This is a genomic window from Corynebacterium guangdongense (assembly GCF_030408915.1).
Lineage (GTDB): Bacteria > Actinomycetota > Actinomycetes > Mycobacteriales > Mycobacteriaceae > Corynebacterium > Corynebacterium guangdongense.
Map to the genome: position 1 here is coordinate 2222438 of NZ_CP047654.1, position 14254 is coordinate 2236691.

Annotated in this window: 15 protein-coding genes; 6 read left to right on the top strand and 9 right to left on the bottom strand. The window is 69.5% G+C overall.

Annotation, left to right across the window (positions count from 1 at the left end):
* Positions 1–6 precede the first annotated feature (6 nt).
* From CGUA_RS10435 to CGUA_RS10455, 5 genes are read left to right on the top strand one after another with little or no spacing between them, the layout of a single operon-like run.
* A complete protein-coding gene (locus CGUA_RS10435; RefSeq protein WP_290195436.1) occupies positions 7–753 on the top strand; it encodes an SDR family NAD(P)-dependent oxidoreductase in 747 nt (248 codons plus the stop codon).
* Positions 754–774: 21 nt separating this feature from the next.
* On the top strand, positions 775–1095 hold the full coding sequence (locus CGUA_RS10440; RefSeq protein WP_290195438.1) for a 2Fe-2S iron-sulfur cluster-binding protein: 321 nt from the start codon (positions 775–777) through the stop codon (positions 1093–1095).
* 25 nt (positions 1096–1120) lie between these two features.
* Positions 1121–2389 (top strand): NAD(P)/FAD-dependent oxidoreductase, encoded by a 1269-nt coding sequence (locus tag CGUA_RS10445; RefSeq protein WP_290195440.1) that lies wholly within the window; start codon positions 1121–1123, stop codon positions 2387–2389.
* On the top strand, positions 2386–3129 hold the full coding sequence (locus CGUA_RS10450) for an HD domain-containing protein (protein WP_290195443.1): 744 nt from the start codon (positions 2386–2388) through the stop codon (positions 3127–3129). Before CGUA_RS10445 ends, CGUA_RS10450 begins: the two co-directional genes overlap by 4 nt.
* Positions 3126–4625, top strand: a complete 1500-nt coding sequence (locus CGUA_RS10455; protein WP_290195444.1) for an aldehyde dehydrogenase family protein — start codon at positions 3126–3128, stop codon at positions 4623–4625. The genes CGUA_RS10450 and CGUA_RS10455 overlap by 4 nt, the downstream gene beginning before the upstream one ends.
* Positions 4626–4971: 346 nt before the next feature.
* On the opposite strand, the gene CGUA_RS10460 is transcribed toward CGUA_RS10455, so the two are convergent.
* From CGUA_RS10460 to pcaH, 6 genes are read right to left on the bottom strand one after another with little or no spacing between them, the layout of a single operon-like run.
* Positions 4972–6291, bottom strand: coding sequence for an MFS transporter (locus CGUA_RS10460; RefSeq protein ID WP_290195447.1), 1320 nt, complete (start codon positions 6289–6291; stop codon positions 4972–4974).
* 6 nt (positions 6292–6297) lie between these two features.
* Positions 6298–7488, bottom strand: coding sequence for a 4-hydroxybenzoate 3-monooxygenase (locus CGUA_RS10465; protein ID WP_290195449.1), 1191 nt, complete (start codon positions 7486–7488; stop codon positions 6298–6300).
* A 27-nt stretch (positions 7489–7515) separates the two neighbouring features.
* Complete coding sequence (gene pcaC / locus CGUA_RS10470; protein ID WP_290195451.1) at positions 7516–7911, bottom strand: 4-carboxymuconolactone decarboxylase; 396 nt, start codon at positions 7909–7911, stop codon at positions 7516–7518.
* A complete protein-coding gene (locus CGUA_RS10475; protein WP_290195454.1) occupies positions 7908–9047 on the bottom strand; it encodes a lyase family protein in 1140 nt (379 codons plus the stop codon). The genes pcaC and CGUA_RS10475 overlap by 4 nt, the downstream gene beginning before the upstream one ends.
* 11 nt (positions 9048–9058) lie before the next feature.
* Positions 9059–9688 (bottom strand): protocatechuate 3,4-dioxygenase subunit alpha, encoded by a 630-nt coding sequence (gene pcaG, locus CGUA_RS10480; RefSeq protein WP_290195456.1) that lies wholly within the window; start codon positions 9686–9688, stop codon positions 9059–9061.
* Between the two features lie 21 nt (positions 9689–9709).
* Positions 9710–10435 carry a protocatechuate 3,4-dioxygenase subunit beta gene (gene pcaH / locus CGUA_RS10485; protein WP_290195458.1) on the bottom strand — a complete coding sequence of 242 codons (726 nt, stop codon included), beginning with the start codon at positions 10433–10435 and terminating at the stop codon, positions 9710–9712.
* A 327-nt stretch (positions 10436–10762) separates the two neighbouring features.
* Here pcaH and CGUA_RS10490 point away from each other — a divergent pair, with 327 nt between their 5' ends.
* On the top strand, positions 10763–12184 hold the full coding sequence (locus CGUA_RS10490; protein WP_290195460.1) for an MFS transporter: 1422 nt from the start codon (positions 10763–10765) through the stop codon (positions 12182–12184).
* 40 nt (positions 12185–12224) lie between these two features.
* Here CGUA_RS10490 and CGUA_RS10495 read toward each other — a convergent pair whose 3' ends face one another.
* From CGUA_RS10495 to CGUA_RS10505, 3 genes are all read right to left on the bottom strand, one after another.
* The gene (locus CGUA_RS10495) at positions 12225–12668 is read right to left on the bottom strand and encodes a hypothetical protein (RefSeq protein WP_290195462.1); all 444 of its coding nucleotides are present in this window, start codon (positions 12666–12668) and stop codon (positions 12225–12227) included.
* Between the two features lie 120 nt (positions 12669–12788).
* Entirely contained in the window at positions 12789–13082 is a 294-nt protein-coding gene (catC, locus tag CGUA_RS10500; RefSeq protein ID WP_290195464.1) for a muconolactone Delta-isomerase, read from the bottom strand.
* A gap of 17 nt (positions 13083–13099) precedes the next feature.
* Positions 13100–14221, bottom strand: a complete 1122-nt coding sequence (locus CGUA_RS10505; RefSeq protein WP_290195466.1) for a muconate/chloromuconate family cycloisomerase — start codon at positions 14219–14221, stop codon at positions 13100–13102.
* Between the last annotated feature and the right edge of the window lie 33 nt (positions 14222–14254).

Sequence of the window (14254 nt, forward strand, 5' to 3'; positions counted from 1 at the left end):
GACACCATGTCGACCCCACGCACCGTCCTCGTCACCGGCGCCGCCGGAGGGCTGGGCAAGGCCTTCGCCGAAGGTTTCGCCTCCCGCGGTGACCGAGTCGCCGTCGCCGACATCAACATCGACGGCGCCGCCGCCACCGCCCGCGAGCTTTCCGACGCCGGCCACGAGGCCGCCGCGTTCCAGGTCGACGTGACCGATCCGGACTCCACCGCCGCCCTGGCGAAGTCCGTGGCCGAGTTCGGCGGCGGCACCATCGACGTCCTGGTCAACAACGCCGCCATCTACGCCACCGTCACCCGCTCCCCGCTGGAGGAGATCGACCCGGCCGAGTGGGACCAGGTCATGGCCGTCAACCTCAAGGGCCCCTGGCTGGTCACCCGCGCGCTCAGCCCCTGGCTGGCCACCGGCGGCCGCGTGGTCAACCTCTCCTCCGCCACCGTGTTCTCCGGCTCGGCGCACTGGGCGCACTACGTCGCGTCCAAGGGCGGGGTCATCGCCCTGACCCGCGTCATGGCCAAGGAGCTCGGCGCCCGGGGGATCACCGTCAACGCCATCGCGCCGGGCTTCACCCTCACCGAGGCCAGCTACGGCCTCATGGACGACGCCGAGAGCTACGGCGTCGACCGCGGCTCCATCAAGCGGGCCAGCCAGCCGCAGGACATCGTCGGCGCGGCACTCTTCCTCGCCGGCGAGGACGCCGGCTACGTCACCGGCCAGACCCTCGTCGTCGACGGCGGCCGACAGTTCATCTAACCCCCACAAGGAGAAGAAACAATGCCCCAGGTCCACTTCAGCAACGCTTCCGGCGCCACCCGCACCATCGACGCCAACGTCGGCGACTCCGTCATGGAGACCGCCGTGCGCAACGGCGTGTCCGAGATCGTCGCCGAGTGCGGCGGCTCGCTGTCCTGCGCCACCTGCCACGTCTTCGTCGATGAATCCCAGCTCGACGCCCTCCCGCCCATGTCCGACATGGAGGACGAGATGCTCTACGGCACCGCCGTCGACCGCCAGGAGAACTCCCGCCTGTCCTGCCAGATCACGGTCACCGAGGACACCGACCTGCGCGTGACCACCCCAGAGACCCAGGTCTAGGCCCGGGACCAGAAAGGAGCGCGCCATGTTAGCCCCCACCCAATCCACCGGAATGCTCGTCATCGGCGCCAGCCAGGCCGGCGTGCAGCTGGCGATCTCCCTGCGCGGCGTCGGCTACGACGAGCACATCACCCTGATCAGCGACGAGGACCACCGCCCCTACCAGCGCCCGGCCCTGTCCAAGGAGTACCTCCAGGGCACCCACGACAAGGAGCGCCTCATCTTCCGGACGCCGGAGTACTGGGAGGAGAACAACATCACCGTGCGCCAGGGCGTGCGCATCGTCCACCTCGACAAGAACGAGGACGGCTCCGGCGTGGCGGTGACGTCCACGGGCGAGAACATCGCTTATCGACGCCTGGCGCTCGCCGTCGGCGCGCGGGCCCGCCGCCTGGAGATTCCCGGCGCGGACCTGCCGGGCGTGCTCTACCTGCGCAACGCCGACGACGCCCTCGCCCTGCGGGCGACGGTCGATCACATCCGGGACGTCGTCGTCATCGGCGGCGGATTCATCGGCCTGGAGGCCGCGGCGTCCCTGAAGAAAATGGGCAAGAACGTCACCGTCGTCGAGGCCGGGCCGCGTCTGATCGGCCGCGCCGTCGGCGAGGAGACCGCCGACTACTTCCTCGACGCGCACCGCACACGCGGGATCAACGTCCTGCTCAACTCCGCCGTCAGCGAGCTGCGCTCCGAGCGCGGCCGCGTCTCTGAGGCCGTCCTCTCCGACGGCACGTCCATCCCCGCTCAACTGGTGCTCATCGGCATCGGGGTCATCCCCAACACCGAGCTCGCCGAGCAGATGGGCCTGGAAGTCAACAACGGCATCGTCGTCGACCGCCATGCCCTGGCCTCCGACGGCACCACCGTCGCCGTCGGTGACGTCGCCAACCAGCCCAACCCCCTGGCCCCCGACGAGCGCATCCGCCTCGAGAGCGTCAACAACGCCATCGAGCACGCCAAGGTCGCCGCCTACTCCCTGGTCGGCCAGCGCGAGGACTACGCCGGCATCCCCTGGTTCTGGTCGAACCAGGACAACCTCAAACTGCAGATCGCCGGCCTGTCGAACAATCACGACCAGACCGTCCTGCGCCGGGGCGACGACCCCGACAGGTACACGCTGCTCTACTACCGCGAGGGCCAGATCATCGCGGCGGACTGCGTGAACAACCCGCTCGATTTCATGGCCGTGCGCAACGCGCTGGCCAAAAACCAGAACATCCCGGCCGAGCAGGCCGGGGACCCGACGATCGCGCTCAAGAGCATCGCTGTTGAACTGGAGGCCGCATCATCATGACCAACAACCCCCCAGCGCCCGCCTGGGCCCCGGCGCCCACCGCCGAGGAGCAGCGCGCCGACCCCCGCGCCATCGGCTTCGCGCAGCGCTACCCCGCCCGGCCCATCCCCACCGAGCACGAGGTCGACACCGGCCCCATCTGCCTGACGCCCGCCAGCGGCCTCGACGAGCTGTGGCGATCGATCGTCCCGGAGACCCGGACCCGCGCCAACGACCTGCACCTGCCGATGGTCGTCGCCTACGCCGAACGCCTCTGCGCGGCCTACCCGCAGGCCGACCGCGAACTGGTGCTGGTCGCCGTGGCCCTGCACGACACCGGCTGGGCCCACGTCGACGAGTCCCGCATCATCTCCGAGGGTTTCAGCGGCGACTGGCGCAAGGCCAACATCCGCTACGAGCACGAGGCCGAGGGAGTCAACGTCGCGCGCCGGGTCCTGCCCGGCCTGGGCTACGACGAGGAGTTCGTCGAGAAGGTCTGCGAGATCATCGACGGCCACGACACCCGCCCCGTCGCCTATTCGCTCGAGGACGCCCTGGTCCGCGACTGCGACCGCCTGTGGCGCTTCGACCGCGCCGGCATCGCGATGTCGACCTCCTGGTTCGGCATGCCGGCCAGCGACTACGTCGACCGCCTGGCCCGCGAGATCATCCCCGAGCTCATCACCGACGCCGCCCACCGGATCGCCGAGGCCGACCTCGAGCGTTCCCGCCGACTCTTCCGCACGGAGGTCATCCGATGACACAGACACTCAGCGACGCCCGCGCGCGTCGACAGGCCCTGAACCTGCCCTACACCCACGTCAACGACTTCTTCATCGGCGGCAAGTGGGTCCCCGCCCGCGGCGAGGAACGCCGCGACGTCACCGACCCGGCGACCAACGAGGTCTGGGGCTCGGTCCCGTCGATCACCACGCCCGAGCTTGACGACGCCGTCGCCGCCGCCCGCTCCGCCCTGCCGGAGTGGTCCGCGCTCAGCGGCGCCCAGCGCGCGGAGTACCTGCTGCGCATCGCCGACGAGATCGAGGCGCGCGCCGACGTGCTCGCGGCGACCAACACCCGCGAGAACGGCTCCCCCATCTCCGAGACCCGCGGCGCCGCGGCCAACGCCGCCGGGATCTTCCGCTACTTCGCCACGCTCGCCTCCTGGCTCGACGCCGAGGACGTGCGCCCCTTCCCCGCCGGCGGCGCGGAGTCCCTGGTGGAGAAGGACCCGATCGGGGTCTGCGGACTGATCGCACCGTGGAACTTCCCGATCAACCTGGTCGTGATCAAGCTGGCCCCGGCGCTGCTGGCGGGCTCCACGGTGGTGATCAAGCCCGCCTCCCCGACCCCGCTGTCCATCCGCTTCATCATCGAGGCCGTCGCCGCCGCCGGCGTCCCGGCGGGCGTGGTCAACCTCATCACCGGCCCGGGCAGCTCGGGTGACGCGCTGGTGCGCCACCCGGACGTGAACAAGATCGCCTTCACCGGCTCCACCCCGGTGGGCCGCACGATCGCCGCCGCCTGCGGCGAGCTGCTGCGTCCGGTCACCCTCGAGCTCGGCGGCAAGTCCTCGGCCATCGTGCTTCCCGACGCCGACCTTGACGCCATGAGCTCCGTGCTCATCCGCTCCTGCATGCGCAACACCGGCCAGACCTGCTACATCTCCACCCGCATCCTCGCCCCGGCCTCACGTTACGAGGAGATCGTGCAGATGGTCGGCGACACCATCGTCGCCGCGCCCCAGGGCGACCCGCTCGACGAGACCACCGTCTTCGGCCCCGTCGCCACCCGCGCCCAGTACGACACGGTCATGGGCTATCTGGAATCGGCGCGGGAGGAAGGCGCCCGCATCGTCACCGGCGGGGGACGCGCCTCCGGCTTTACGGACGGGGAGTTCATCGAGCCCACGGTGCTCGCCGACGTCACCCCCGAGATGACCGTCGCCCGCGAGGAGATCTTCGGGCCCGTCATCACCATCCTGCGCTACGACGACTCCGACGGCACCGCCGACGAGGCGATCGCGCTGGCCAACAACACCGAGTTCGGCCTCGGGGGCCTGGTGTTCGGGGCGGACGAGGACACCGCTCTGGACGTGGCCAAGCGGGTGGACTCCGGCTCCGTCGGCATCAACTTCTTCGGCTCCAACCACGCCGCCCCCTTCGGCGGGCGCCACGACTCCGGCATGGGCGTCGAGTACGGCATCGAGGGCCTGAGCGCCTACCTGTCGTACAAGTCGATTCACCGGAAAGTGTAATTCCCGCCCCCGAGCAGCTCCCCGACCATGTGGTCGGGGAGTTTTCGCATGTGCGGGCGCGGCGGCTGCCCCGCCTGCCCCCTCTTCCCCGTGACACCCGCGTTCGCGGCCCCGGTGCCGGGCCGGTTCACCGCTCTGCCGGAGGAGCTCCCGCTGGCGGGTCCTCCCGGCCGTGTCCTCATCGCACGCAACCCCCGGAACCCAGGGTGACAACCCCAGGGTCAGTGGTGACCCACGGATTCAGGGTCCAAAATAGCCTGACCCTGGGGTTGTCACCCTGGGTTCTGGAAAATGCGCGACCGCCTCCCCGTCGGCGCAGGACGGGAAGGCGGTCGTCGTGGGGAGGTCAGGATATCGGGGCCGGGGCGGGCTCCGCGATCGAGACACGACCGGACTTCGCATTCAGGGAGCGGGTCCCGGCGAAAAGCACCGCACCCAGGAATCCGACCGCCGCGTAGGCGAAGAATCCCCACGGGTGCGCCATGCCCAGCGAGAGCAGCACGCCACCGATCAGCGGACCGGAGATGGCACCCAGGCGGCCGACGCCGGCGGCGCCGCCCATGGCCGTGGCACGCAGCGCCGAGGGGTGGTTGGCGCCGACGAAGCCGTAGACCAGGTTCTGCGCCGAGAAGACGAAGATGCCGGTCATGAAGACGACACCGTAGAGGGCGAGAATCGGCATCTTGATCGCCATGAGCGCCAGGAAGACGCCGGAGAGCACGAACCACAGGATGCCGGTGGAACGCGGGTTGGTGCGGTCCGAGATGCCGCCGGCGATGACCAGGCCGACGACGGCGCCGGCGTTGAGCACGAGCAGGAAGCCGATGGCGTTGCCCATGTCGTAGTCGGCGGCACGCATGATCTGCGGCAGCCAGGTGTTGAGGCCGTAGACCAGGAGCAGGCCCATGAAGGAGGTGGCCCAGATGAACAGGGTGTTGCGGCGGTACTTCGGTGCGAGCAGCGCGGAGTAGCCCTTCTTCTTCTCGTCGGCGGCGGAGCGGTCGACGGCGTCGTCGAGCTCGATGCCGTACTCGGCGGCGATCCGGCGGGCCTTCCCGGTCTCGCCCTGGGACAGCAGGTACTGCGGGGACTCCGGCAGGAGGAAGTACATGACCGGGGTGATGACCAGGCCGGCGACGCCGCCGGCGATGAACAGCGAGTGCCAGCCGAAGGGCTGGATCATGACCAGGCCGAGTAGCGCGGTCAGGACGGCGCCGACGTGGTAACCGGAGGTCGTCAGGGTGGCCGAGGAGCCCGCCTTCCGGCGGCCGCGGAATTCCGTGACCATGGAGATCGCCGTCGGCATGCAGCCGCCGAGGCCGACGCCGGCGAGGAAGCGCAGGATGAGGAACAGGGTGACGTTGTCCACCCAGCCCAGGGCGATGGTCAGGACGGAGAAGCCGAACACGGAGCCGATCATCACCCAGCGGCGGCCGACCAGGTCGGTCAGACGGCCGATGGACAGGGCGCCGATCATCATGCCGAACAGGCCGGCGGTGGAGATCTGGGTTCCCTCGGCGGCGGTCAGTTCCCACTTGGGGTCCTCCATCATGGAGGGCAGGACGACGCCGAGGACGACCATGTCGAAGCCGTCGAGAAGCACGGCGACCCAGCACAGCGCCGCGACGATGAGCGGGCTCCTGGTGGCGAGAGTGGTGGTGTTCACGGCGGCTTAGATCTCGAATTTCGGCAGGTCGAGGCCGACGTACTGCTCGGCCTGGTAGCGGCGGCCGGCCTCGGAGGAGAGCATGGCCTCCAGCTCGGCGAGGCGGCGGCGGTGCTGGAAGTAGCCCTGCGAGGGGACGGAGTGGAGCATGGAGCTCATCCAGTAGGAGAAGTGCTGGGCGCGCCAGATGCGCGGGACGGCGAGCTCGGAGTACTTGGTGAGCAGGTCGTCGTTGCCTTTGGTCAGGGCGCGGGCCAGGCCCGGGGCGAGGACGGCGACGTCGGCGACAGCGAGGTTGAGGCCCTTGGCGCCGGTCGGGGGGACGGTGTGGGCGGAGTCGCCGGCCAGGAAGAGGCGGCCGCGCTGCATCGGGTCGGTGACGGCGGAGCGGAACTTCAGGACGGACTTGTCGAAGATTTCGCCCTCCTGCACGGCCAGGCCGTTGCCGTCGACGCGGGTGTGCAGCTGCTCCCAGATGCGTTCGTCGGACCACTGCTCGACGGTGTCGTTGGGGTCGCACTGCAGGTAGTAGCGCTGGACGTCCTTGGTGCGGGTGGAGATGAGCGCGAAGCCCTCCTCGTGGGTGGCGTAGATCAGCTCCTTCTGGGTCTGCGGGCCGTTGACGAGGATGCCGAACCAGGCGTACTCGTACTCGTGGCGGGCGCGGACGGCGCCGTCGAGCTCGAGGATGGGTGCGCGGTAGGGGGACTTCGAGCCGTCGGCGGCGATGATGTAGTCCGCGGTCATGGTCTCGTGGGTGCCGTCGGCGTTGGTGTAGTTGATGACGACCTTGTCGCCGTCCCAACCCTCGGCGTCGTCGACGCTGGTCTCGAAGAGGATGGTGCCGCCGTCGGCGAGTCGGCGGGCGATGAAGTCCTTGAGGTACTCGTGCTGCGGCCAGACCGCCATCTGGTGGCCGGTCAGGGCCTTGAGGTCGATGCGGGTGCGGGCGCCGTTGATGGAGATGTCGATGGCGTCGTCGATGTCGGCATCGCGGTCCATGCGCTCACCGACGCCGGTCTCGCGCATCATGTTGATCACGCCCTGCTCGAGCACGCCGGCGCGGACGGTCTCCTCCACCTCGGCACGGGAGCGGCTCTCGAAGACGACGGACTCCACGCCGTACTGGTGGAGCAAGTGGGACAGGGTCAGGCCCGCGGGGCCGGCGCCGACGATGGCGACTGGGGTGTGGGTCATGCTGACTATTCTCCTTGAGTGCGGGGGTTACTTCGAGTGCTTGTCGACGGCGGCGTCGAGGAGCTTGAAGGCGTGGTTGGAATTCGGGACGCCCGCATAGATGGCGGTGTGCAGCAGCACCTCGCCGATCGTCTCGGGGTCGACGCCGGCGCGGACGGCGGCGTTGATGTGCATGTCGAGCTCGCCGTCGTTGCCCACGGCGGTCAGGACCGCGATGGTGAGCAGGCGGCGCTCGGTGTGGTCCAGTCCCTCGCGGTTCCAGACGTCGCCCCAGGCGGTGCGGGTGATGAAGTCCTGGAACTTCTCCGTCACCGGTGACTTCTTCGCTTCGGCGGCGTCGACGTGGGTGTCGCCGAGCACGGCACGGCGGTTGCGCATGCCGGTCTCGAACGCCGCTGCGCGGCCGTCTTCGTACAAACTCATGATTCTCCTTGCTGAAGGGTCGCGTCGATGATGGCCTCGGCCTGGCCGGTGTCGGCGGTGGCCGCGTCGTGCCCGCTGAGCGTCATGTTGCGGGCCATGGCCTCGGCGTCGACGACGATGCCGTCGAGGCTGGCGTGCAGCCGCGAGGTCGCGGATGCGGTGAGGCTGAGCAGGTCGCGGAGGGTCTGCCACTCCGCGTGCCAGGAGCCGATGCCCCGCTGGGAGCGCGAGTCCAGGCTGTCGAGCATGGTGGCGGCCAGGGCCGGGGTGCGGCGGGCGTAGCCGTCGCAGGCGATGGCGGCCGCCGGGTTCGCCTTGTGGGGCATGGAGGAGGAGCCGCCCGGGGTGGCCTCGCGCAGCTCCCCGACCTCGGTCGCGGAGTGGACGACCACGTCGCCGGCGATCTTGCGCATCGCCCCGGCCAGGCGCGCCGCCGCCAGGGCGACCGCGACGAAGGGCTGGCGGTCGGTGTGCCAGACCAGGGGCCGGTCGGCGAGGCCGAGTTCGGTGGCGAGGGCGTCGTGAAGCGCGATGCCCTCGTTCCCCACCGCCCTGAGGTTGCCGGCGGCGCCGGCGTACTGCACCGGCAGCGCCCCGACGGCGTCGGCCAGCGCCGCGTGGGCGGTGGCCACCCCCTGCCACCAGCCGGCGGCGATGAGCCCGAAGGTGGTGGGCTCGGCTTGCTGGCCCAGGGTGCGGGCCATGACCGGGGTGGAGCGGTGGGCGTCGGCAAGCCCGGTGAGCTGGTCCTCGACTGCGGCGACCAGACTGGCGAGCTGCCCCCAGGCACGGAGAAGAACCAGCGAGAGCGCGGAGTCGATGACGTCCTGGCTGGTCGCCCCGAGATGGACCGCAGCCGGGTCATCCGCGGCCCGCTTCAGTTCCCGGGCCAGCGGAATCGCCGGGTTGGCCCCGGCCGCCGAGTCGCGGGCGAGGCGGGGTACGTCGACGTCCTCGCGGAGGCGGTCGACCGCCCTGAGCGCGCTGTCGCGCTGTGCCTCGGTGACCAGGCCGACGGTGCAGGCGGACCGGGCGATGGCGTCCTCGACGTCCAGGAGCGCGGCCACCCAGGCCTCGTCGGACAGTTCGGCGGCGACGGCTTCGCCGGGGCCGCCGGCGGCGAGTTGGTCGTACATGTCCCCCACCCCTACAGCTGGAAGAACGGGGTCTCGGAGGCCGGATCCTCGTGCTGGACGTTGACGGTCAGGCGGTAGCCGGCGTCGGTCTGCTCGGCGACGAGCAGGTGGCGGCGGGACTCGCCCACCGACGCCAGGACCGGGTCGGCGGCGTTGGCCTCGAGTTCTTCCGGGAAGTAGAGGCGGGTGTAGAGGCGCTCCAGCATGCCGCGGGCGAAGACGCTCAGGTTGAGGTGGGGGGCCTGGCCGTCGAAGGCGCCGGGCAGCAGGGTGGTGAAGCGCGCCGTGCCGGTCTCGTCGGCCATGGCGCGGCCGAGACCGCGGAAGCCCTCGACGGTGGCGGCGGCGCCGGTGCGCGGATCGTTGGGCGCATTGAAGGTGCCGTCGGGGCGGGCCTGCCAGATCTCCACCATGGCGTCGGCGATGGGGGTGCCGTCGCCGTCGATGACCTGGACGGCGACCTCGACCGCGCCCTCCTCGGCGGGGTCGGCGATCTTGTCGGAATCCTCGAGGGTCAGTCCGATGTGGACGTAGGGGCCGACGGTCTGGGAGGGGGTGATGCCGGGCCGGGCCTCGTCCTGGTCGTTGATGGCGGAGACCTCGTAGCGGAATTCGCCGGTCTTACCGGTGTCGATGTGCATGATGCTTACTCCTTCAGAGTCTTATTCGAACGGGGTCTGCTCGCGTCCACGCAGGACGATGTCGAATTTGTAGCCGACCGCGAAGTTCGGGCGGGTCTCGTCGTAGTCGAAGACCGCGATCATGCGCTCGCGGGCGCCCTCCGGAACCGAGTTGTAGATCGGGTCCTGGAAGAAGAAGGGGTCGTTCGGAAAATACATCTGGGTGACCAGCCGCTCGCTGAACTGACGTCCGTACAGCGAGAAGTGGATGTGGGCGGGGCGCCAGGCGTTGTGGTGGTTGCCCCAGGGGTAGGCGCCCGGCATGACGGTGTAGAAGCCGTACTTGCCGTCCTTGTCGGTCAGCGTGCGGGCCACGCCGTTGAAGTGCGGGTCCAGCGGGGCCGGCCAGGAGTCGTTCTTGTGTCGGTAGCGGCCGGCGGAGTTGGCCTGCCACACTTCCAGCAGGGTCTCGGGGACGGGCTTGCCGTCCCAGCCGAGGACGCGGCCGTGGACGTAGATGCGCTGGCCGATCGCCTCGCCGCCGTTGGCCTGGGTCATGTCGTTGTCGACGTCACCGAAGTCGCGCTCGCCGAAGACCGGCCCGGTGAGCTCGCCGAGGCGTTCGGGCATCATGATGAGCTCGTTGGTGGGGTTGCGCTTGATCGTCGTGCGGTAGTCGGGGAAGTGCAGCGGGGACCACTGGCCCTCGGTGGGGGCGGTGAACGGGTCGTGGGCGCCGCCGTCCTGGCCCGGGAGATAAAGCGACATGATCTGGTGTCCCTTCGGTGTCGGTTCATGAAACCCACTGAGACGCGAACCACAGTGAGTGATGGGGTTCACGATATGGATTCCCCGTGACTGATAGCAATGACCGGGCCCTTCCACGTCGATCCACCGCCCCGGCCAGCATGTTTGAACCCAGGGTTTAGTTAGGGGGGTAGACCAGGGTCGGGTGGCGCGGGCCCTGGCCCCTAGCCCCCTAAACTTCTCGACCCCCTAGTCGAGGCTAGGAGATCACCTGATTACGTAACCCGGGCCAGCGGGTTGTATTGCACATCACAACCCGTGCATCAGAGCAGAACAGGACACCCCCGCATGAGCACCGCAACCAGCACCTCCGCCGACACCACGTGGCAGTCGCCCCGGCACCGCCGCACCGTCTACATGATCCTCGCGATCGTCGGCATCTCCATTCTCTTCGACGGTTACGACCTCGTCGTCTATGGCGCCGTGCTCTCCGACCTCCTCGACAACCCCCACCACATCGGCCAGCTCTCCCCGGCCGTCGCCGGCACCCTGGGTTCCTGGGCCATGATCGGCGTCATGATCGGGGCCCTCTCCGCCGGCGCCGTCGGCGACCGCCTCGGTCGACGCAAGGTGATGATCACCGCAATCATCTGGTTCTCCCTCGGCATGGCGGCCACCGCCATGGCGACCTCCATCCTCGCCTTCGGCGCGCTGCGCTTCGCCACCGGACTGGGCGTGGGCATGATCGTCGCCACCGGCGGCGCCATCATCGCCGAGTTTGCTCCGGCGGGACGCCGCAACCTCTTCAACGCCATCGTCTACTCCGGCGTCCCGGCCGGCGGCGTCATGGCCACCGTCCTCGCCCTGCTGCTTCACGACGCCATCGGCTGGCGCGGCCTCTTCCTCATCGGCGGTTCCCCCCTCCTCTTCCTGCTGCCGCTGGCCTTCTTCGCCCTGCCGGAGTCCCCGCGCTGGCTGATGAGCCGTGGCCGCACGGCCGAGGCCGCCGCCGAGTGCGCCCGCTTCGGCCTGCCGGAGTCCCAGTTCCTGGCCGAGCCGAAGGTCATTGAGGACAGCGCCCGCGGCGTCGAGCCGACCGCCCAGGAAAAGACCGGCTTCGCCGCCATCTTCTCCAACAAGTACCTGCGCGGCACCCTGCTCATCGGCATCATGAGCTTCATCGGTCTGCTGGCCACCTACGGACTGAACACCTGGCTGCCGACCATCCGCGAGGCCGCCGGCGCAACCCCGGACTCCGCCCTCTACTCCCTCCTGGCGCTCAACGGCTCCGCGGTCGTCGGCGGCCTGATCGCCTCCTGGTTCGCCGACCGAATCGGCGCCAAGAAGGTCATCACCACCACCTTCGTCATGGCCGCCATCTCCCTGACGCTGCTGCCCTTCACCACCAACATGGCGATGGTCTACCTGCTCACCGGCGTCACCGGCATCGGCATCATCGGCACCCAGGTCCTGACCTACGGCCTGTCCTCCAACTTCTACGGCACCTCCGCCCGCGCCGCCGGCGTCGCCTGGTGCGCCGGCTTCGGTCGCATCGGTGGCATCGCGGGCCCCGCCCTCGGCGGCCTCATCATCGGCATGGGCCTGGCCGGCGCCGACGCCCTGTTCCTCTTCGCCGGCGCCGCGGTGGTCGGCGCCATCGCCACCGCGCTCATCCCGCGTTCCCCGGCTGAGACACGCATCATTGAGACTGTCCCCGCCGCGCAGGAGCCGGCCATGGCCCGCCCTGCGCCGGTCGCCGAGCGCAGTTAACTCCGCTCCCGCGTCAGGGCCGTCCCCACGGGGCGGCCCGTCAGCCGTTTTCCGGCCGGCAGAGCAGCACCTGGTCGATCAGTTCCCGGGGCGCCCCTTCCGCCCGCAGGATCGACTCGTCATAACAGACGTACCCGGTGGCGCTGGAGCGGCCGTCGTGCGGATGCTGGCGCCACCGTTCCCCCTCGAGGCGGTACAGGAGCACGTGATCTGTCTGGGCCTGGCCCGCCCGCGCCCAGCCCCCGGCGCAGAACAACACCACGGGCTCAGTGAAGTCGGCGACAAATGCCGCGGGCTGGCAGGGGTCCGTCGCCGGGGCCGTGCCGGGGCTGGCCGGCCCGGTGACGCTAACGGTGACGGTCAGCGTCGAGGACTCGGCTTCGGTGAGCGTGGGGGTCGTCGGGGTCTGCGCGCCTCCGCCGCAGGCGCCGAGCAGCACCGCCGCCCCACTCGCCAGCACGGCGGCCGCGCGTCGGGAACGCATCGCATCCTCCCCTCCGTCAGTGACCTGTGTCACCGATTCTACGCCGCCACCCCGAAAGAGCCGTCCCCGCCGTCTCCGGGACAGGGCCCGGGAACGGCGGGGACGGCGGGAACGAGTCGACTAGCCCTTCAGGTAGTAGTCCAGCGCGTTCGGATGCTTGGCCAGCGGGGTGACCTTGACGTCCATGTAGGCGAACATGGGGAAGCCGGCGAAGATCGCGTGCAGCTCGTCGTGGTCGCTGACGTCGTAGACGGAGTAGTTGGCGTATTCGCCGACCACGCGCCAGATGGCCTTCATGATGCCCCGCTCCTGCAGGTCAGCGGAATAGGCCTTTTCACGCTTCTGGAAGTCGGCCATGACCTCCGGATCCATGTCGACGGGGAAATTGACGTCCATGCGGGCAAGAAACAGCATGTGTGACTCCTTGGTAATTAGTCGCGGGTGAAGAAGTTGACCTTGTCCCAGTCCGGCTCCAGGCCGGTGCCCGGGCCTTCCGGAACAATGACCTTGCCGTCCCGGTAGACGATGTCCTCGGTAACGTAGGTTTCCTTGAGCAGCAGCGGGCCGAAGAGCTCGGTGCCGTAGGTGACCGCCGGGGTCGACGCCGCGAAGTGCAGCGACGCGGCGGTGCCGAACGGGCCTTCCAGAGAGGTGGCGCCGTGGCAGGCCAGGCCGGCGGCCTCGGCGATGGCGGCGGTCTTCTTCGACTCGATGAGACCGCCGAGCTTCGTGGTCTTGATGGCGATGACGTCGGCGGCCTGCTTCTTGGCGACGGCCAGCGCATCGGCCGGAGAGCAGACCGACTCGTCGGCCATGACCGGGACGCCGATGCGGCTGGTGATTTCGCGCAGGGTGTCGAGATCGTCGGCCGGGGTGGGCTGCTCAAAGAGCTGGATGCCGGCGTCGGCGAGCTTCGGCAGCCAGGTCAGGGAGGTGAGGCGGTCCCAGCGGGCGTTGATGTCGATCCGGTAGGACAGGTCCACGTCGGTGTTCGCGATGAGGTCGGCGATGCGGCCGGTGTCGACCTTCGGGTCGCCGGACCCCATCTTGAGCTTGAAGGCGCGGGTGCCCATCATTTCCTGGCGCTCGTTGACCTCGGCGATGGCCTCCTCCAGCGGCAGCACGCCGAGCGCCCAGACGCAGTCGAGCTCGGAGCGGAACTGGCCGCCGAGCAGGTGCGCGAGGGGGACGTCGAGGGCGCGGGCCCAGGCGTCGTGAAGCGCGATCTCCAGCGCCGCCTTGGCGAAGCGCATGTTGGCCACACTGCGCTCCCAGTCGGCGACGATGCCGGACAGCTCGGTGACCTCCCTACCGAGGGTGGCGGGCGTCAGATGCTTGTCGACGATGACCTTCATAGTGTCCGCGGACTCGCCGCCCCACCACGGCCCGCCCGGGACCACACCCTCGCCGTAGCCGGTCACGCCGCCTTCGAGGGTGACACTGACCAGCAGAATGGGCTGCGAGGTGGCGGTGTAGGTGGCGAAACCGTGGGGACGGAACAGGGGAACGTCCAGCACGCGGGTGTCGATGGACGCGATGCGTAAATCGCTCATAATTCTTTTCCTTAACTATTGGGACATACACAC